Here is an 18,085-nt window from a genome sequence, read left to right as displayed (position 1 = left end):
GTTTGACTGACCCACCGCCATCGGGGGCAAGCCCCCTCCCACAGTTGGACTGTGGTGTTATTTGAATCAGGGTTAACCCGAACCACCCGCACCTTGCGTCTGACCTTGTGAACGGATCATTCATTCACGAGGTTCAGCCCATGTCCCGTCCTCTGCTTTTCCTGCGTCCTGCCACCCAAGGCTTTGCCGTCACCATGGTGGTGGCGCTGGCCGGTTGCGGGCTGTCTTCGCCCCCTGAGTTGGCCAAACCGGCCGAGCCCGTCGCCGAGTTGCAACGCGCGTCACCCCAGGGCGCCTTGGTCAAACGCATGGCAATGCCCGCGCCAATGCGCATGCAGGAATCAGCGGCGATGGACTACCGCAGCGAACCCCGCGAGCAATACGCCAACCTGCCGGACAACCCGGTGCATCGGGTGGCCGAAACGCCGGTGTCCACCTTCAGTGTGGATGTCGACACGGGCAGCTACGCCAACGTCAGACGCTTCCTCAACCAAGGCAGCCTGCCGCCCGAGGGTGCTGTGCGACTGGAGGAAATGGTCAACTACTTCCCCTACCACTACGCCTTGCCCACTGACGGCTCACCGTTTGGCGTGACCACCGAAGTCGCCGCCACACCGTGGAACCCGCACACCCAACTGCTGCGCATCGGCATCAAGGCGTCCGACCGCGCCGTGGCGGACCTGGCGCCGGCCAACCTGGTGTTCCTGGTGGACGTGTCCGGCTCCATGGATCGCCGCGAAGGCTTGCCCTTGGTGCAAAGCACCCTGAAATTGCTGGTGGACCAGTTGCGTGATCAGGACCGGGTTGCGTTGGTGGTGTATGCCGGTGAGTCCCGCGTGGTGCTCAAGCCTACGTCGGGTCGCGACAAGGCCAAGATCCGCAATGCCATTGATCAACTCACCGCCGGCGGGTCCACGGCAGGCGCATCCGGCATCGAACTGGCCTACCAGATGGCCCGCGAAGGCTTTATCGACAAGGGCATCAACCGCATCCTGCTGGCCACCGACGGTGACTTCAATGTGGGCGTCAGCGACTTCGACAGCCTCAAGCAAATGGCCGCCCGGCAGCGTAAAAGCGGCGTGTCCCTGACCACCCTCGGCTTCGGTGTGGATAACTACAACGAACACCTGATGGAACAACTGGCCGATGCCGGCGATGGCAATTACGCCTATATCGACAACCTGCGCGAAGCCCGCAAGGTGCTGGTGGACCAGCTCAGTTCAACCCTGGCAGTGGTCGCGCGGGATGTGAAGTTGCAGGTGGAATTCAATCCGGCACAGGTCAGCGAGTATCGACTGCTGGGCTATGAAAATCGCGCCCTCAAGCGTGAGGATTTCAACAACGACAAAGTCGATGCCGGTGAGATCGGCGCAGGGCATACCGTGACCGCGCTGTATGAAATTGTGCCGAAGGGCGAGAAGGGCTGGTTGGAACCATTGCGCTACACCCGCGTGCCCGCCGCTGAAGGCGGTGCCAATGAGCTGGCGATGTTACGTGTGCGCTACAAGCCTGCCACGGGCGGTGACAGCCGCTTGATCGAACGGCCCATCCGCCCCGAAACCACCCAGGCCAGCGACGACCTGCGCTTCTCGGCGGCGGTGGCCGCCTTCGCCCAACAGCTCAAGGGCGATGGCCGCTACACTGGCAGCATGAGTTTGAAGGACACTGCCGCACTGGCCCGCTCGGCCCGGGGCGATGACCCCTTTGGTTTGCGCAACGAGTTCGTGCAACTGGTGGAACTGGCCCAAAGCCTGAAACCTTGATCTCGACCACGACACGGATCAAATGTGTGAGGGGGCTTGCCCCCGATGGCAGTGGGCCAGTCAATACATCTGTTACTGATACACCGCCATCGGGAGCAAGCCCCCTCCCACACGTGAACAGCGTTAAATTTATAAAAGGAGTTCGCCCCCTACATGGCTGTTCCAGATGACCCACCCAGCGACGAATCGCTGCTGGCCCGTTACCGAACCGGTGACGCCGCCGCGTTCGAAGCCTTGTACGCACGGCATCGCCAAGGCCTCTACCGCTTCCTCGTGTCCCTGAGCAACAAGGCTGAACTGGCCGAGGAAATCTACCAGGAGACCTGGCTCAGCCTGATCCGCAGCAGCACCCAGCCGCAAGGCCGGGCGAGCTTTCGTACATGGCTGTTCCAGATTGCTCGCAACCGCCTGATCGACCATTGGCGCAAGCACGGCATCCACAACCCGCTGCACGACAGCTACGATGAGCAACTGCACGCCCAGGCCGACGACAGCGCCGGCCCTGAGCAACAACTGAGCCTGAGCCGCGACCAGGCGCGCCTCGACGCCGCCCTGCAAGACTTGCCCGAAGACCAGCGCGAAGTCTTCCTGCTGCGCCTGCACGGCGACCTCGAAGTGCCGCAAATCGCCGCCCTCACCGGCGCCCCGCTGGAAACCGTAAAAAGCCGCCTGCGTTACGCCCAGCAGAAACTGCGCCGCCTGCTGGCCGAGGAGATACTCGCATGACCGACTCCCGACACACTCCCGACTCCGACGACGTGCTGATCCAGCATTACCGTCAACACAGCACCGGCGAGCCGCCCGCGTCCCTCGATGCCTTCATCCTCAACGCCGCCCGCCGTGAAGCCCCGGCGCCGCCACCGAGCCTGTGGCAACGCTGGCTGCAAGCCTGCCAACGTCCGCGCTGGCAAATGGCATTCGCCACCGTGGCCGGCTTGGCGCTGATGATCGGCGTGGTCACGCGCTCGCCAGTACCGCAACCCGAAATATCCACCGCGACCTTCTCCGCTATGCACGAGGAAGCCGCCCGCCCGGCGCCGCAAGCGTTGTCCGCACCGGCGCCGATGGCGCGCATCGCCGCCGCGCCCAAGGCTGAAAGTGCGCCGGTTCAGGCTGAAATTGCAGGTGCGATGGCAGATGAATCGAGCGCCAGACTCAGCAAGCGCGCGCCGTCAGCGTTGCCGTCGCTGGAGCAAGAGTTACAGGCAATAGTGCGCTTGCGTGAAGCGGGTCAAAGCAAAGCCGCGGATGAAAAACTGCTGGCGTTGCACGCGCGTTTCCCCGAAGAAGACCTGCCGGCGCGGCTGGAGGCGTTGCGCAAGCATTGACCACAAAAGACAGAACGGGCCACAGGTTACCGGTGGCCCCGCGTTCAACGCCGCGCATCAAAAGCCATGCGCACCGCCAGACCTGCCAGCACCGTCCCCATCAGCCAGCGCTGTACCAGCTGCCATACCGGCTTGGCCGCCAGAAACGTCGCGATGGAACCGGCCATGATGGCGATCACCGCATTGACGCTCACACTGATCATGATCTGGGTAAAACCCAGCACGATGGATTGCGTCAGCACGCTGCCGTGGCCGGTGGGGGCGATGAATTGGGGCAGCAATGACAGGTACATCACCGCCACTTTCGGGTTCAACAGGTTGGTCACAAAACCCATCATGAACAGCTTGCGGGGACCGTCCCTGGGCAAGTCGCGCACATGAAACGCCGAGCGCCCGCCGGGCTTGACCGCTTGCCAGGCCAGGTACAACAGGTAGAGCGCACCGCCGAGCCTGAGCGCGTCATACGCATACGGCACCGCCATCAGCAACGCGGTAATACCCAGCGCCGCGCACAGCATATAGACGACGAAACCCAGCGCCACGCCGCCCAGTGAAATCAACCCGGCCAGCGGCCCCTGGCAGATCGACCGCGAAATCAGGTAGATCATGTTCGGGCCGGGCGTCAGCACCATCCCAAGCGAAATCAGACCATACGCCAGCAGGCTCGACAGTTCGGGCATGGGTTTACTCCTATAGGTTGAGCGCGTCGTTGCGCAGGTTGAATGCGCTTGATGGTAGGGCGGGAGAAAGGCGCGCGTTAGATACAGATCGGCTGACAAAACGTCATACAGGGCGCTTGCACTCATACCAACCTGTGGCGAGCGGGCTTGCCCCGCGTTGGGTTGCGCAGCAGCCCCAAGACCAGGCGCAGAGGAGTGCCTGATACACCCCATTCGTCTTCATCAGGGGCGCTTCGCACCCCAACGCGGGGCAAGCCCGCTCGCCACAGGTTACTGTTTACCCTTTCTACTTCTTAACTGACTGGCATTAGGGCTTGCGCTGAGACGCAACGTCTCACGGTCTCGTCGCTACCGTGCGCGATCTGGCATGGCGCGTCTCGTTTGACCTCGATGCCGGCCACCCTTGGGTTTGCATCCGGCGGCTCTAAGAAAGGCGTGTCCAGGCGTTTTTGCACAGCTGGCACCGGCCTTGCTCTGGCCCCTGGCAACCCATCCGGCGCGCCAGTGCCAACCGTTTCAAGGAGACTTCGCTATGAGCCTTTCGAGCAACTCGCAACGCAGCATGCGTGCCGCTGTCTGGCACGGTCGTAACGACATCCGCGTCGAAGACGTGCCGCTGCCCGTCTCGCCGCCTGCCGGTTGGGTGCAGATCCGCGTGCAATGGTGCGGCATTTGCGGCTCCGATCTGCATGAGTACGTGGCCGGCCCGGTGTTCATTCCGGTCGACGCCCCGCACCCGCTGACCGGGATAAAGGGCCAGTGCATTCTCGGTCATGAGTTTTGTGGCGAGATCGTCGAACTCGGTGCCGGCGTGGAGGGTTTCAGCGTCGGCGAGCCGGTGGCGGCCGATGCCTGCCAGCATTGCGGCACGTGCTACTACTGCACCCACGGGCTCTACAACATTTGCGAGAACCTGGCCTTCACCGGCCTGATGAACAACGGCGCCTTCGCCGAACTGGTCAACGTGCCCGCCAACCTGCTGTACAAGCTACCGGCGAACTTCCCCGCTGAAGCCGGTGCACTGATCGAGCCTCTGGCCGTCGGCATGCACGCGGTGAAAAAAGCCGGAAGCCTGCTCGGGCAAAACGTCGTGGTGGTCGGTGCCGGCACCATCGGCCTGTGCACCATCATGTGCGCCAAGGCGGCGGGCGCGGCGCAGGTGATCGCGCTGGAAATGTCCGGCGCGCGCAAGGCCAAGGCCAGGGAAGTGGGGGCGACCCATGTGCTCGATCCCAACGAATGCGATGCCCTGGCCGAAGTACGCCGCCTCACCGGCGGGCTCGGCGCGGATGTCAGTTTCGAATGCATCGGCAACAAACACACGGCCAAACTCGCCATCGACCTGATCCGCAAGGCCGGCAAGTGCGTACTGGTGGGCATCTTCGAAGAGCCCAGTGAATTCAACTTCTTCGAGCTGGTGGCCACGGAAAAACAGGTGCTCGGCGCACTGGCCTATAACGGGGAATTCGCCGACGTGATCGCGTTTATCGCGGATGGGCGGCTGGACATCTCGCCACTGGTGACGGGGCGCATTCAGTTGGAGGAGATCGTGGGGCAGGGCTTTGAGGAGCTGGTTAAAAACAAGGAACACAATGTGAAGATCATTGTGTCGCCTGCCAGGGTCTGACGCGCACGCTCACCGCCGCAGTCTTTGCCCCACTCCTGACTCCCCAAGCAAGACAGAGGAGGGGAGTGGGGCCCGTGTGGGCGCGACTGAAAAACTCGGCCCGTCGAGATCACCGTGAGGACGTGCGTGAGCGTGAAGTGGCGATGACCGCCCCCGTAATGATCAACACCGCGGGGATCATCAGGATCTGCTTGGCCTCGCTTTGCCCCACGGCAATCAGCAGCAGCGTGGAGAACAGCGGCGCCAGGTAAGACAGGGCGCCCAGCATCGATAGGTTTCCGTGCTTGGTCGCGTGGTCCCAGGCGAAAAAAGCCAGGCCTACCGGGCCCAGCCCCAGGGCAATGATCGCCGCCCACTGGCCCGGCTCAGGCCGCACCGTGGTTTCGAAAGCCAGGTGGCAGAGCCCCCCGGCCACAGCCACCAGCCCGCAGATTCCCCCGATGATGCTGCTCGGAACATGGCTGAACCGCCGGTTGAACACCGAATAAATCGCCCAGACCCAGGCACACGCAAAGGCTGCGGCGTAACCGATAACCGGCATCGACGCACCGTCACTCCGGGCCCGCAGCTGCATGATGAAGGCCGTCCCCGCCAGGCCGAGCAAGGCGCCCAACAGCTGGCGCTTGCGCAGCGACTCGCCGGTGGCAAAGCTCGACAGCAGCACGATCAGCAGCGGCCACAGGTAGGCAATCAGGCTGGCTTCAGCCGCAGGCGCGGCCTTCAGGGCAAAGAAATACAACGCGTGATAGACGAAGATCCCGGCAAACCCCGTCGCCCACACAGACCAGGGCTGGCGCCAACTGCTGAACCCTGCTGCGCCACGCAGCCCCAGCACGCACAGGCTGGCCACGAACGCGACCGCGAAGCTCGACGCCAGCAACTGAAAGGCCGGGATCCCGGCGGTCAACGTGGTCAGAAGCGCCAGGCACGCCCACAAAAACACGGCAATCACCCCGATCAGCGTCGCACTGGCGGCGCCCTTGGCAAGGGTGATGGATGGGTTGGAAGTGCTCATGCAAGCCCCGTCTGCGGAAAATCCTCAAGCGCGAACAATAGAAAGGTCGAGAGACCGAGTATTGATCAGGCCCGCCAAAGAATTGTTCGGGACTGCTGTTTTTTCAGGGGGTGCGCCCTTGTTTACGCACCACGGCCGGCGTCAGATGGCGGGCTTTCTTCAGGGCATGGGTTAACGCACTCTGGTCGGCGTACCCGGCGCGATGCGCAATATCAATGATCGACAAAGACGTTTCGCGCAACAGGTCAATGGCCAGATTCAGGCGCAAGTTCGCGATATGCGAGAACGGCGTTGTGTTCAGGTGCTGCCCAAACAGCACATACAAACGCCGCTCACTCGTGCCCGCATAACGCGCAATATCATGCGCCGTCAGGGCCGTGCCCAAGTGCTGCTCGATGTAGGCCAACGCGCGAGCAAGAATGAACTGGCCGGGATCACTCCGCGCAACCTCGGGCTGCAATAACGAACACAACAGCAACCGACTCCAGGACTCGGCCATCGCGAGCGAGCCGACCAATCGTGACCCGTTGCTGCTGGCGTAATCGAGTAAATGCCGTATATCGGGCCTGACCGCAAAAAAGCGCTTGTCGTTGAGTGGGTCAAATGACGCAACCGCGCCCTGCTGCGCTTCGCCACCGTCGGTCGAAACGTCCAGCACCAGGAAACGGTTATGGGGGTTGGCCAGAAACGTATGCCGGGCCCCGGCAGAAATCACCACCCCCTGACTCGCATCGACCTTGCCGCCTCGTCCGTCGACCTCAATCTCCATCGACCCGGATTGGGGGAGTACGACTTGATGAAAGTCATGCTGGTGAAGCTCAACCTGGCCGGAGTAAGAGCGCAATGACAGGGAGAGCAATTGGGGGGTGGGGGTGCTCATCCGTGAGTCTCCGGGGGTGAGGGGGGTATCGTATGTCAGCGGTCTGTTTGGATGCCAGGCTGTATCTGGGGAAGATTTTGGATGGGGGGTGTTGTTATTGTTGTACGCTTCCAGGCCGTCGATGGATTTTTGGAAGTCGACAGACTTGTGACACAGATACATTTTTCTACTTTTGTATCAGGTCGCATCATGGCAGACCGGCTCCAGAAAGAAATCGGGAGCACAGCATCCGGGTTCATTTGCTAGCTTTGAATGCGTAGTTCATAGAGCGGTTAGAAGAGTATGAGCGGAGCACCGATCATGGAATACGACGATAAACTAATTGAAGAAGCCGTGCTTGCCCTGTTGGCAACCTTCAGTTTTGATAACGGTAATGCTTGGAAAGGGTTCGACTTTGAGACCATGAATCGATTACATGAAAATGGTTTCATCAGTAATCCGATGAACAAGAGCAAATCGATCTGGTTGACGGCTGAAGGGTTGGAGCGAGGTCGGCAGATAGCCGATCGGTTGTTTGGAGTAGGAACCCAAGTGAAACATATATGCGAGTCGGACACCTGACTTCATACGACGGACATCCGTTAGTTGGGATTTATGGGTCGCATATGAGAAAGAAAAGCTAGCAGTTAAAAGCTGTTGACGCTGCACAAACGCTTTCCTAAGAGGATTTTCCTGCACAGTTAGAGTGTTGCTTAATAGGTAAATTAATTAGGTTATTCACATAAGCCTAATATTGGGTGGAGATATTGGGTTTAAGAGGAGTAATTATGATATTGCCATTACAAGTTTTAATTTAAGCTGTTCAGAAAAATCGTCTTCATAGATCATAGAGGTAATTAGCTCATGAAGTAGGTCTCTGCCGACCACGTTGTCTGCCACCCATACCGCGATATTCTCCATTCTAGATATGAAACCTGAAACTGCATAGTCATATCCGTTAAGCTCTAAAAAATAAGCTCCTAGAGCAATGGAGGAGCGTTTATTGCCATCATTGAAAGCATGGTTTTTATTTATCGAATAAACTAAGAATGTGAGTTTGTCCTCTATTTGTGGGTAGTAATCGTCATTTTTTACATGTTCAAGAGGGCTGTCTATGTTGCCAATGTTAAGAGTGCCCGCTCTGCCTCCTGAGTTTGTAATGATCCAGTCATGAATGCCAATAGCATGGAAGGTGTCAAAGTAGAAAAACATGGTTTTATCGGTCTTTCAGTCTTTTGAATACGGCAAGCATTTCTGGGTCAGCTAATCGCTCCTCCAGCGATTTACTCGTTTCCCCCAAGAAACGCTCAAAGTCCCCTTCAGGAACTGTTTGAATATAACCTTCTAGTTTCTCGTGCAACGCCTCCCTGAAACAGAGATCTCTACTGGCCATTTTAATTCGGGCTTCATTCAATACTGGTTTCAGATATGGATTGTTTTCAGCGTTCTTTATCAGCTGATCTAGTTCTGCAGGTACTAGTTTTCTATTGTATGCATCATGAATTTGTTTCATTTCACTAGCTAAGCCGCTTTCAAAGGCGGAAATCGCTCGAATTACTTCCGCGTATAATGTCTCTCGCATATTATCTTTTTCGGCTAGCTTCAGTATTCTTTTATACTCTATCGCATTTTCATGGAAGATGGCTTGATATATTTTATTGGTGTATATGCCATATTTCACTGGCCCCATTTCTAGATAAGCGCCCAGTGCGGCGGTAAACTCTGCTCGATGACTATATTCTTGAAAAGCGGCGGGTAAGTAATCCTGATCTCTTTGATTAATAAATTTTGTATGCCCACCAGATCTTTCGGCCATTACGTCTATAACTATATCCAGCAAACGCGAACGAATGATTTTTGCTTGCTCGCTCTCCGTGAGTAACATCGCCAAATTGAGTAGGGAGCGAAATGAAAACAGGCCCAATATACTGGTTTTGGTACCCTCGCTGATGAGGGTACCATGAGCTAACTCCTTGAAATCTCTAAGGTTTTTTCCTCTTATCAGGCGATAGCCGTTTGCCTTTAATTCGTCGGCATGGCCTGTGATATAGCGTTCAATCGTAGCCTCGCTAATGTCGAATAACTCGATTAACTGCTGCTTGGTAAAAACTGTTTCCCCATTGTAGGACACGCCGCCTAGTGCCAGATGCTCTTCGGCATGGGTAAGAGCAAATTTGTTGTTCAGCACGTTCTGCCTTTCTTTCGCTGATGTGGTGAAATCGGTAGCCATAAAATCCCTTTGTAATCAGTAGATTATGTGGTTTTAAAAAAGCCTTTCGGTGAGCTCAATCTATTGAGTGAGTCTATTGGATTTTTGTAGGCCTTGGACAGTGCGCGTTTAGGTAATTTGGGCGAGGACTAAAGTGTTTGCAGGTTTATATAATCTGAGTTGCGTCTTAATAAATGCAAAAAGCCCCAGGCCTTTCGACCTGAGGCTTTTTCATCTGTATCTGGTGCACCCGGCGGGATTCGAACCCACGACCCCTGCCTTCGGAGGGCAGTACTCTATCCAGCTGAGCTACGGATGCTTGTGCGGGCGACATCATACCCATGTCGACCTTGGGCGTCCATGCCGGTCTTTGGCCGTTTCCCAGTAGGAATTTGCCGGTGGAAGGCCCTGCGCCGGGCGCCGTTGGTCAATGCGGCGGAACGCGCTCAAATCACGCTGATCTGAAAGTTCCGGCAAATGCGCCGTTTTCGTTCTTTTTTTCGAACAGACTATTGCCCTGTACCCCCATTGATCCTAGGATTCGTTTGAGATTTCAAACGCTCTGTCTCTCGTGCGCTATTCGTTGATCGCGCGCGCGGGGGCTGATTTCCCTGACGGCAGCCCACAAGGCGCCTTTCAACAACTCTAATTCGCTCCGCGTGCGCGCGGTGCTGTTAAGGAAAGCCGACATGCAGCTCAAAGATTCCCAGTTGTTCCGCCAGCAGGCCTTTATCGATGGCGCTTGGGTGGATGCGGACAACGGTCAGACCATCAAGGTCAATAACCCTGCCACGGGCGAGATTATCGGTACCGTGCCAAAGATGGGCGCTGCGGAAACCCGCCGTGCCATCGAAGCTGCCGACAAGGCGCTGCCGGCCTGGCGTGCGCTGACCGCCAAGGAGCGCGCCAACAAGCTGCGCCGTTGGTTCGAGCTGCTGATCGAAAACCAGGACGACCTCGGTCGCCTGATGACCCTCGAGCAAGGCAAGCCATTGGCTGAGGCCAAGGGTGAAATCGTCTATGCCGCGTCCTTTATCGAGTGGTTCGCCGAAGAAGCCAAGCGCATCTATGGCGACGTGATTCCCGGCCACCAGCCTGACAAGCGCCTGATCGTGATCAAGCAGCCTATCGGCGTGACCGCCGCCATCACCCCGTGGAACTTCCCGGCCGCGATGATCACCCGTAAAGCCGGCCCGGCCCTGGCCGCCGGTTGCACCATGGTGATCAAGCCTGCCTCGCAAACCCCGTTCTCGGCCCTGGCCCTGGTTGAGCTGGCGCACCGTGCCGGTATCCCGAAAGGCGTGCTGAGCGTGGTCACCGGCAGCGCCGGCGACATCGGCGGCGAGCTGACCAGCAACCCGATCGTGCGTAAATTGTCCTTCACCGGCTCGACCGAAATCGGTCGCCAGTTGATGGCTGAATGCGCCAAGGACATCAAGAAAGTTTCCCTGGAGCTGGGCGGCAACGCGCCGTTTATCGTGTTCGACGACGCGGACCTGGATAAGGCCGTCGAAGGCGCGATCATCTCCAAGTACCGCAACAACGGCCAGACCTGCGTCTGCGCCAACCGCCTGTACATCCAGGATTCGGTGTACGACGCGTTTGCGGAAAAACTGAAAGTCGCGGTGGCCAAATTGAAGATCGGCAACGGTCTGGAAGAAGGCACCACCACCGGCCCGCTGATCGACGAAAAAGCCGTGGCCAAGGTCCAGGAACACATCGCCGACGCCCTGAGCAAAGGCGCCAAGCTGTTGGCCGGTGGCAAGGTCATGGAAGGCAACTTCTTTGAACCGACTATCCTGGTCGACGTGCCGAAAAACGCCGCCGTTGCCAAGGAAGAAACCTTTGGCCCGCTGGCACCGCTGTTCCGCTTCAAAGACGAAGCCGAAGTGATCGCGATGTCCAACGACACCGAGTTCGGCCTGGCTTCCTACTTCTACGCCCGCGATCTGGGCCGTGTGTTCCGTGTGGCCGAAGCCCTGGAATACGGCATGGTCGGGGTCAACACCGGGTTGATCTCCAACGAAGTGGCGCCGTTCGGCGGCATTAAGGCCTCGGGCCTGGGCCGTGAAGGCTCCAAGTACGGGATCGAGGACTACCTGGAAATCAAATACCTCTGCCTGGGCATCTAAGCCGGGAAGGGATTGCAGTAAACGCAAAGGGCACGAGAGCGCTGACCCTTTGCGTGTTTCACACCGTTTTTCGTAGTGGCCGGGAAAGCTGTGGCAGTCGATCATCGCATGCTGCCGTAGTTGCCTCCCCGCCACGTATTCCTTGAGCAACGCCACCCGATGAGTGGCGAATGAGGACTTTATGAGCAAGACCAACGCTTCCCTGATGAAACGCCGCGAAGCCGCTGTACCGCGCGGTGTTGGCCAGATTCACCCGATCTTCGCCGAATCCGCGAAGAACGCCACCGTGACCGACGTTGAAGGTCGCGAGTTCATCGACTTCGCCGGCGGTATCGCCGTGCTGAACACCGGCCACGTGCACCCGAAAATCATCGCCGCCGTGACCGAGCAGCTGAACAAGCTGACCCACACCTGCTTCCAGGTACTGGCCTACGAGCCGTACGTCGAAGTGTGCGAAAAAGTGAACGCCAAGGTTCCAGGCGATTTCGCCAAGAAAACCCTGTTGGTCACCACCGGTTCCGAAGCCGTTGAAAACGCCGTGAAAATCGCCCGTGCCGCGACTGGCCGTGCCGGCGTGATCGCGTTCACCGGCGCCTACCACGGCCGCACCATGATGACCCTGGGTCTCACCGGTAAAGTCGTGCCTTACTCGGCCGGCATGGGCCTGATGCCAGGCGGTGTGTTCCGCGCGCTGTACCCGAACGAACTGCACGGTGTCAGCGACGACGACTCCATCGCCAGCATCGAGCGCATCTTCAAGAACGATGCCGAGCCGCGTGATATTGCCGCCATCATCATCGAGCCGGTACAAGGCGAAGGCGGTTTCTACGTCGCGCCGAAGCCGTTCATGAAGCGCCTGCGTGAACTGTGCGACAAGCACGGCATCCTGCTGATCGCCGACGAAGTGCAAACCGGTGCCGGCCGTACCGGTACGTTCTTCGCCATGGAACAGATGGGCGTTGCCGCCGACCTGACCACCTTCGCCAAATCCATCGCTGGCGGTTTCCCGTTGGCCGGTGTGTGTGGCAAGGCCGAATACATGGACGCCATTGCCCCAGGTGGCCTGGGCGGCACCTACGCCGGTAGCCCGATCGCTTGCGCCGCTGCGCTGGCAGTGATGGAAGTGTTCGAAGAAGAGCACCTGCTGGACCGCTGCAAGGCTGTCGGCGAGCGCCTGGTGACTGGCCTCAAGGCGATTCAAGCCAAGTACCCGGTAATCGGTGACGTGCGTGCCCTGGGCGCGATGATCGCGGTCGAGTTGTTTGAAGACGGCGACAGCCACAAGCCAAACGCTGCGGCCGTTGCCGCTGTAGTGGCCAAGGCGCGTGACAAGGGTCTGATCCTGCTGTCCTGCGGCACCTACGGCAACGTGTTGCGCGTACTGGTGCCGCTGACCTCGCCGGACGAGCAGTTGGACAAAGGCTTGGCGATCATCGAAGAGTGCTTCTCCGAGCTGTAAGCGGAAGTTGGCCTGATCGATAGAAAAACCCGCTTCGGCGGTTTTTTTTGTGCGCTTGCAGCACCTTCAGACCTCGTCGCACCGCGCCTCCCACAGTGATCGGCATTCAGCCTGCGATCACGCGATTCTTGCCCAGGCGCTTGGCCTCATACATGGCGGCATCGGCGCGGGCGAACAGGCTGTCCAGGGTGGAGTCCTCCTCGGTCAGGCTGGCCAGGCCCTGGCTGATGGTCACGCTGAACGCCTGGCCTTCATAGCTGAAGCTCAACTCCTGGATCTCTTTGCCCAGGCGTTCAGCCACCTGCAACGCCATCTCCGGCGCGCAACCCGGCAGAACTGCGGCGAACTCTTCGCCGCCAATGCGCCCGAACAGATCGCCACGGCGCAGTACCCCGCGACCGCTCTCGGCGATACGCCGCAGCACCTGGTCGCCCTCCAGATGGCCGTAGGTGTCGTTGACGTCCTTGAAGTCATCGATGTCCAACAGCAGGAAGGCCAGCGGCGCGCCTTGGGCGCAGGCGCTGTCGAAGGCCTGGTTGGCGCATTCGAAGAAGTGTCGGCGGTTGCTGCTTTGGGTCAGCACGTCGGTGGTGGCGAGACGGTGCAGCTCCAGTTCCATCTGTTTTTTTTCAGTGATGTCTTCGGCTATGCCGACCACGATCACCGGCTCGCCAGGTTCGACCTGCTGGTTGATGTAGCACTTGTCGCTCAGCCAGCGGATCTGCCCGTCGGCGGTGATGATGCGGTACTCGCGATCCTCCACGGCACCCTGCTCCAGCACGCGCGCCAGGCTGTGTTCGGCGTAATCGAGGTCTTCGGGGTGAATGCTGTTGCGCCATTCGCGGTGGTCGGCCAGCAACAGGCCGGCGGAACGTCCAAAAATCCGTTCGTATGCCGGGCTTACGTAGAGCACGCGGCGGGTTTGCCAATCGATGGCCCAGAGCACGGCATTCACACTGACCAGCAGCGAACTCAGTAATTGTTCGCGTTCGCTCAGTCGTTCGACTTCGCCCTGGGCATGTACCAGTGCCAGCAGGGTTGCTGCCGCAGCCGGACGCGGAGGGTCAGCGGTAGGGCTGTCGGTGGTGAAGGGCTTTTCGAGAACCATCGGCACAACTCTCTCTGGGCGCGCCGCAAGATCAAGCAGCGGTCACTACAAGGGGTCACCATGATGGCGAAGTGTTCATTGAGAGAGGCGAATTGCAGTGAAGTTCCGTCAATAGTATCGATTGACGGTGTCCGAGAAATGGCGCCAAAAAGCTGATGGGCGGGAGGGAGGGCCCTCCCGCCATGTTGTCATACAGATGCAGGTCGCAGCGAATAGGTCTTCAATTGGTGGGCAAAATCCCGCAGGGACTGGATGCCGCTGGCCTCGGCCTCGTGTACCCATTCCTTGATGGCCGCCAGCATATCGTGGCCGTTGGAGCTGGTCTTGAGCCAGATCTGCTGCAGCGCCAGGCGTTTTTCGTAGATCACTTTCAGCGCCTGGCTGTGTTCCAGCATGCTCTGGATACGCAGGTGGTGGCGGTCATCCAGCAGGCTGGTTTCCCGCGACAGCAGGCGTTTGGCGCGGTGGAACTGGTGGCGCACCGAGTGATCGACCTTCTCCAGCTCCTGCTTGACCAGCGGGCCAATCACCAACTTGCGGTACTGGGCCATGATCTGGAAGCGGTTGTTGAGGATCGCCATGGCGGTGTCCATGTCCAGATGGCCCTTGCCTTCCACGCGGTGGGCAATCGGTGCCACACGCTGCACCTTGGCCAGGCGCAGGAAGCTGAACACTTTGATCCACGCCCAGCCCAGGTCGAACTCCCACTTCTTCACCGACAGCTTGGCCGAGTTGGGGTAGGTGTGGTGATTGTTGTGCAGCTCTTCGCCGCCGACGATGATGCCCCACGGCACCAGGTTGGTGGCGGCGTCACGGCATTCGAAGTTGCGATAGCCGACGGCATGGCCCAGGCCATTGATCACACCGGCGGCCCAGAACGGAATCCACATCATCTGGATTGCCCAGATGGTGATGCCGATGGTGCCGAACAGCAGCAGGTCGATTACGCCCATGATCGCCACACCCAGCAGCGGGTAAGGGGTGTAGATCTTGCGCTCGATCCAGTCGTCCGGGCAGTTCTTGCCGTAGATGCGCAGGGTCTCGGGGTTTTCGGCCTCGGCACGGTACAGCTCGGCGCCTTTGCGCAATACGGTGGACAGGCCCTTGATCACCGGGCTGTGCGGGTCGTCGACGGTCTCGCATTTGGCGTGGTGCTTGCGGTGGATGGCGGTCCACTCGCGGGTGTTCTGCGCCGTGGTCAGCCACAGCCAGAAGCGGAAGAAGTGTTTCAGGCCAGCATTGAGCTCCAGGGAGCGATGGGCTGAATAGCGGTGCAGATAGACCGTGACCCCAACGATGGTCACGTGGGTCATCAACAGAGTGACTGCCACCAGTTGCCAGGCCGACAAGTCAAGAAAACCGTTGTACCACATAGGCTGTATGGCCCTCAGATAAAGAAAAGAACAGCTCACGCATTATCACTAAGCCTACAGAGAAAACCAGCGGCCCTTTCAGATAAGACTTACCAGATGTTACATATCCTATAATCCCCATTCTTTGTAGGATGATTCTTGGCTTTTAGTAAGGATTACTAGGCATATGCTGTTTTCATACCGTGGAGCCCTGCGTGCGGGGCTGGTATACCTGCTGGCTTCGAGCTTCTGGATAGGCCTCACTCATCGGATATTGATCGAGTTTCTCGATAATCCGACCGACCTGCACCGGTGGTTGCAGATGCGCGTCTATGTGTGGGTAGCGCTCAGCGCCCTGCTGATCTCCCTGATTTGTGCCCGGTCTGCTCAAGCCCACCAGCAGCAGCAACCCTTGAAAGAGAACCGCGAGCGCCTGCGCCAGGCTGCTGCCGTGTTCGATTGCACCCGCGAAGGGGTGTTGGTTACCGACGCCAAGGGCCTGATCGTGCATGTAAACCGGGCCTTCATGGAAATTACCGGCTACCAGTGCGAGGACGTCATGGGCCAGCAGCCGAGCCTGTTCAAGTCCGGTCGCCATTCGTCGAATTTCTATCAACAGATGTTCCAGACCCTGGAACACACCGGTGAATGGAGCGGTGAAATCTGGAATCGGCGCAAAAGCGGTGAGATTTATCCACAGTGGCAAACCATTCGCGTGATTCACGATGACCTGGGTCATCTCAGCCATTACGTTGCGGTGTTTTCCGACATCAGCGCCATCAAGGATTCCGAGCACGAGTTGGCCCACCTGGCTCACCACGACCCGCTGACCGACCTGCCCAACCGCCTGCTGTTCACCGACCGCGCCGAGCAGGCGCTGGCCTCGGCGCAACTGCACAAACGCGGCTGCGCCCTGCTGTTGCTGGACCTGGACCACTTCAAGATCATCAACGACAGCCTTGGCCATAACGTGGGCGACCAGTTGCTCAAGCTGCTGGGCGAGCGGCTCAAGGTGTTGTTCGGCCCCGGCGTCACCCTGGCGCGCCTGGGCGGGGATGAGTTCGCGGTGCTCGCGGAAAATTGCTCACAGGTGGTGCAGGCGGCGGCGTTGGCGCAGCGCATGCTGGATGAGATGAAACAGCCGTTCATCTTTGATGGCCATCAACTGTTTATCAGCGCCAGCATCGGCATCAGCCTGTTCCCCAATGACGCCCTGAGCGCCGAGCAGTTGCTGCGCAACGCCGATTCTGCACTCTTCAAGGCCAAAAGCGTGGGCCGCGAAGGCTACGCCTTGTACACCGAAGAACTCACCGCCCACGCGCAGAACCGGGTGGAAATCGCCAGCGAGCTGCGCCGCGCCCTCGAACGGCAGGAACTGCGCGTCTACTACCAGCCTGTGCACGATTTGCACACCAGCCGCCTGATCGGCGTCGAAGCGCTGGTGCGCTGGCAACACCCCGAGCGTGGCCTGGTGCCGCCGGGCGATTTCATCCCCATCGCCGAACGCACCGGGCTGATTGCCGATATCGATGGCTGGGTGATGGACCAGGCCTGCCGACAGATGTGCCAATGGCTGGCCGACGGTTTGCCGTTGAGCTTTATCGCCATCAATGTGTCGAGCCGCCTGTTTGCCCGACGCGAACTTTACGATCAGGTCGCCCAGGTGCTGCACGATACCGGCCTGGACCCGGCTTTCCTTGAGCTTGAAGTCACCGAAAGCGCAGTGATGGATGACCCTGAAGTGGCCCTGGAACAGCTGCACCGCTTGCGCGAACTGGGCTTGCGCCTGGCCATTGATGACTTCGGCACCGGCTATTCCTCCTTGTTGCGCCTCAAGCGCCTGCCGGTGCAGAAGCTCAAGATCGACCAGGGCTTCGTCGCCGGGCTACCGTGGGACGAAGACGATGCCGCCATCGTGCGGGTGGTGATCGCCCTGGCGAAAAGCATGGGCATGCAGGTGCATGCCGAGGGGATCGAACAGGTGGAGCAGGCGCGGTTCTTGTTGGAGCAGAACTGCGATATGGGCCAGGGGTACTGGTTTGGACGGCCGATGCCGGCGCTGGAAATTGACTGGGACCGCGCACCCGCCATTCAGGCTTGAAATGCATTCAAATGTGGGAGGGGGCTTGTGCCCCCTCCCACATTTGGATATTCACAAGGCCTAATTTCTCCGCTCAGACACAAAACCCTCTCGCAACCCCACGCCCTACCAGAAAATTCTTTTTGGTTATATAAAAATTCTCAAATAGTCTTTTTAAGAATATCCGCGCTTATCTACTATCGCCCTACGCCGCAAGCAGTGCCGCCACTGCGAGGCACTATTCATTTCAGGAGCGAGACCATGAGCGCATCTCTACGTAGCGTCGACGGCCAGGACGAAGCAGCCATTTTGCGTGAGATCCAGAGCGCCTTGCGCGATCTGCGGTTTGGCGCGGTGGAAATCACTGTGCACAACGCCCAAGTGGTACAGATCGAACGCAAGGAAAAATTCCGTTTGCAGAACCCGGGTAACAAACCGAGCTAAGCAAGAACGGCGATAGACCCGCAACTATA

At 58.9% G+C, this 18,085-nt stretch carries 16 protein-coding genes and 1 tRNA gene; 9 read left to right on the top strand and 8 right to left on the bottom strand.

What is annotated here, in order from left to right; all coding sequences use genetic code 11:
• The first annotated feature begins 140 nt into the window (after nucleotides 1-140).
• The 3 genes from FBY10_RS10535 to FBY10_RS10525 all read left to right on the top strand — a co-directional run bounded on the left by FBY10_RS10535 (nucleotide 141) and on the right by FBY10_RS10525 (nucleotide 3,091).
• Complete coding sequence (locus FBY10_RS10535; RefSeq protein ID WP_145335735.1) at nucleotides 141-1,763, top strand: VWA domain-containing protein; 1,623 nt, start codon at nucleotides 141-143, stop codon at nucleotides 1,761-1,763.
• 153 nt (nucleotides 1,764-1,916) lie between these two features.
• Nucleotides 1,917-2,489 (top strand): RNA polymerase sigma factor, encoded by a 573-nt coding sequence (locus tag FBY10_RS10530; RefSeq protein ID WP_145335737.1) that lies wholly within the window; start codon nucleotides 1,917-1,919, stop codon nucleotides 2,487-2,489.
• Nucleotides 2,486-3,091: a hypothetical protein gene (locus FBY10_RS10525; RefSeq protein ID WP_145335739.1), complete on the top strand. Its 606-nt coding sequence runs from the start codon at nucleotides 2,486-2,488 to the stop codon at nucleotides 3,089-3,091. Before FBY10_RS10530 ends, FBY10_RS10525 begins: the two co-directional genes overlap by 4 nt.
• Nucleotides 3,092-3,135: 44 nt before the next feature.
• Here FBY10_RS10525 and FBY10_RS10520 read toward each other — a convergent pair whose 3' ends face one another.
• Nucleotides 3,136-3,771 (bottom strand): LysE family translocator, encoded by a 636-nt coding sequence (locus FBY10_RS10520; RefSeq protein WP_145335741.1) that lies wholly within the window; start codon nucleotides 3,769-3,771, stop codon nucleotides 3,136-3,138.
• A 562-nt stretch (nucleotides 3,772-4,333) separates the two neighbouring features.
• On the opposite strand from FBY10_RS10520, the gene FBY10_RS10510 reads away from it, so the two are divergent.
• Nucleotides 4,334-5,398 (top strand): 2,3-butanediol dehydrogenase, encoded by a 1,065-nt coding sequence (locus FBY10_RS10510; RefSeq protein ID WP_237683137.1) that lies wholly within the window; start codon nucleotides 4,334-4,336, stop codon nucleotides 5,396-5,398.
• 109 nt (nucleotides 5,399-5,507) lie between these two features.
• Here the strand turns inward: FBY10_RS10510 and FBY10_RS10505 are convergent, their stop codons facing one another.
• Nucleotides 5,508-6,413, bottom strand: a complete 906-nt coding sequence (locus FBY10_RS10505) for a DMT family transporter (RefSeq protein ID WP_145335745.1) — start codon at nucleotides 6,411-6,413, stop codon at nucleotides 5,508-5,510.
• Nucleotides 6,414-6,516: 103 nt separating this feature from the next.
• Nucleotides 6,517-7,293, bottom strand: a complete 777-nt coding sequence (locus FBY10_RS10500; RefSeq protein WP_145335747.1) for an AraC family transcriptional regulator — start codon at nucleotides 7,291-7,293, stop codon at nucleotides 6,517-6,519.
• 300 nt (nucleotides 7,294-7,593) lie between these two features.
• Here FBY10_RS10500 and FBY10_RS10495 point away from each other — a divergent pair, with 300 nt between their 5' ends.
• Entirely contained in the window at nucleotides 7,594-7,854 is a 261-nt protein-coding gene (locus FBY10_RS10495; protein ID WP_145335748.1) for a DUF6429 family protein, read from the top strand.
• 204 nt (nucleotides 7,855-8,058) lie between these two features.
• Here the strand turns inward: FBY10_RS10495 and FBY10_RS10490 are convergent, their stop codons facing one another.
• The 3 genes from FBY10_RS10490 to FBY10_RS10480 all read right to left on the bottom strand — a co-directional run bounded on the left by FBY10_RS10490 (nucleotide 8,059) and on the right by FBY10_RS10480 (nucleotide 9,800).
• Nucleotides 8,059-8,484, bottom strand: a complete 426-nt coding sequence (locus tag FBY10_RS10490) for a type II toxin-antitoxin system death-on-curing family toxin (protein WP_145335750.1) — start codon at nucleotides 8,482-8,484, stop codon at nucleotides 8,059-8,061.
• Between the two features lie 4 nt (nucleotides 8,485-8,488).
• The gene (locus tag FBY10_RS10485; RefSeq protein WP_145335752.1) at nucleotides 8,489-9,502 is read right to left on the bottom strand and encodes a DNA-binding protein; all 1,014 of its coding nucleotides are present in this window, start codon (nucleotides 9,500-9,502) and stop codon (nucleotides 8,489-8,491) included.
• A gap of 221 nt (nucleotides 9,503-9,723) precedes the next feature.
• Nucleotides 9,724-9,800 (bottom strand) — tRNA-Arg (locus tag FBY10_RS10480).
• 370 nt (nucleotides 9,801-10,170) lie between these two features.
• On the opposite strand from FBY10_RS10480, the gene gabD reads away from it, so the two are divergent.
• Together gabD and gabT are read left to right on the top strand one after the other, a co-directional pair.
• Complete coding sequence (gene gabD / locus FBY10_RS10475) at nucleotides 10,171-11,613, top strand: NADP-dependent succinate-semialdehyde dehydrogenase (RefSeq protein ID WP_027607874.1); 1,443 nt, start codon at nucleotides 10,171-10,173, stop codon at nucleotides 11,611-11,613.
• Nucleotides 11,614-11,794: 181 nt separating this feature from the next.
• On the top strand, nucleotides 11,795-13,072 hold the full coding sequence (gabT, locus tag FBY10_RS10470; RefSeq protein ID WP_131697013.1) for a 4-aminobutyrate--2-oxoglutarate transaminase: 1,278 nt from the start codon (nucleotides 11,795-11,797) through the stop codon (nucleotides 13,070-13,072).
• Nucleotides 13,073-13,178: 106 nt separating this feature from the next.
• Here gabT and FBY10_RS10465 read toward each other — a convergent pair whose 3' ends face one another.
• Complete coding sequence (locus FBY10_RS10465; protein ID WP_145335754.1) at nucleotides 13,179-14,180, bottom strand: sensor domain-containing diguanylate cyclase; 1,002 nt, start codon at nucleotides 14,178-14,180, stop codon at nucleotides 13,179-13,181.
• A 188-nt stretch (nucleotides 14,181-14,368) separates the two neighbouring features.
• Nucleotides 14,369-15,553, bottom strand: a complete 1,185-nt coding sequence (desA, locus tag FBY10_RS10460; protein ID WP_131697011.1) for a delta-9 fatty acid desaturase DesA — start codon at nucleotides 15,551-15,553, stop codon at nucleotides 14,369-14,371.
• A 166-nt stretch (nucleotides 15,554-15,719) separates the two neighbouring features.
• Between desA and dibA the strand changes: the two genes are divergently transcribed.
• On the top strand, nucleotides 15,720-17,633 hold the full coding sequence (gene dibA / locus FBY10_RS10455) for a phosphodiesterase DibA (RefSeq protein ID WP_145335756.1): 1,914 nt from the start codon (nucleotides 15,720-15,722) through the stop codon (nucleotides 17,631-17,633).
• A 240-nt stretch (nucleotides 17,634-17,873) separates the two neighbouring features.
• Entirely contained in the window at nucleotides 17,874-18,056 is a 183-nt protein-coding gene (oscA, locus tag FBY10_RS10450; RefSeq protein ID WP_003170956.1) for a sulfur starvation response protein OscA, read from the top strand.
• Nucleotides 18,057-18,085 lie beyond the last annotated feature (29 nt).

It is taken from the genome of Pseudomonas sp. SJZ103, from assembly GCF_007828335.1.
Lineage (GTDB): Bacteria > Pseudomonadota > Gammaproteobacteria > Pseudomonadales > Pseudomonadaceae > Aquipseudomonas.
This window is presented reverse-complemented; position numbering and strand designations above follow the sequence as displayed.

What these genes read in the sequence shown, in the direction of transcription:
- FBY10_RS10520 (WP_145335741.1), bottom strand. Translation starts at nt 3,771, where the DNA reads ATGCCCGAACTGTCGAGCCTGCTGGCGTATGGTCTGATTTCGCTTGGG.
- oscA (WP_003170956.1), top strand. Translation starts at nt 17,874, where the DNA reads ATGAGCGCATCTCTACGTAGCGTCGACGGCCAGGACGAAGCAGCCATT.
- FBY10_RS10505 (WP_145335745.1), bottom strand. Translation starts at nt 6,413, where the DNA reads ATGAGCACTTCCAACCCATCCATCACCCTTGCCAAGGGCGCCGCCAGT.
- gabT (WP_131697013.1), top strand. Translation starts at nt 11,795, where the DNA reads ATGAGCAAGACCAACGCTTCCCTGATGAAACGCCGCGAAGCCGCTGTA.
- FBY10_RS10500 (WP_145335747.1), bottom strand. Translation starts at nt 7,293, where the DNA reads ATGAGCACCCCCACCCCCCAATTGCTCTCCCTGTCATTGCGCTCTTAC.
- desA (WP_131697011.1), bottom strand. Translation starts at nt 15,553, where the DNA reads ATGTGGTACAACGGTTTTCTTGACTTGTCGGCCTGGCAACTGGTGGCA.
- FBY10_RS10525 (WP_145335739.1), top strand. Translation starts at nt 2,486, where the DNA reads ATGACCGACTCCCGACACACTCCCGACTCCGACGACGTGCTGATCCAG.
- gabD (WP_027607874.1), top strand. Translation starts at nt 10,171, where the DNA reads ATGCAGCTCAAAGATTCCCAGTTGTTCCGCCAGCAGGCCTTTATCGAT.
- FBY10_RS10495 (WP_145335748.1), top strand. Translation starts at nt 7,594, where the DNA reads ATGGAATACGACGATAAACTAATTGAAGAAGCCGTGCTTGCCCTGTTG.
- dibA (WP_145335756.1), top strand. Translation starts at nt 15,720, where the DNA reads ATGCTGTTTTCATACCGTGGAGCCCTGCGTGCGGGGCTGGTATACCTG.
- FBY10_RS10510 (WP_237683137.1), top strand. Translation starts at nt 4,334, where the DNA reads ATGCGTGCCGCTGTCTGGCACGGTCGTAACGACATCCGCGTCGAAGAC.
- FBY10_RS10530 (WP_145335737.1), top strand. Translation starts at nt 1,917, where the DNA reads ATGGCTGTTCCAGATGACCCACCCAGCGACGAATCGCTGCTGGCCCGT.
- FBY10_RS10535 (WP_145335735.1), top strand. Translation starts at nt 141, where the DNA reads ATGTCCCGTCCTCTGCTTTTCCTGCGTCCTGCCACCCAAGGCTTTGCC.
- FBY10_RS10485 (WP_145335752.1), bottom strand. Translation starts at nt 9,502, where the DNA reads ATGGCTACCGATTTCACCACATCAGCGAAAGAAAGGCAGAACGTGCTG.
- FBY10_RS10465 (WP_145335754.1), bottom strand. Translation starts at nt 14,180, where the DNA reads ATGGTTCTCGAAAAGCCCTTCACCACCGACAGCCCTACCGCTGACCCT.
- FBY10_RS10490 (WP_145335750.1), bottom strand. Translation starts at nt 8,484, where the DNA reads ATGTTTTTCTACTTTGACACCTTCCATGCTATTGGCATTCATGACTGG.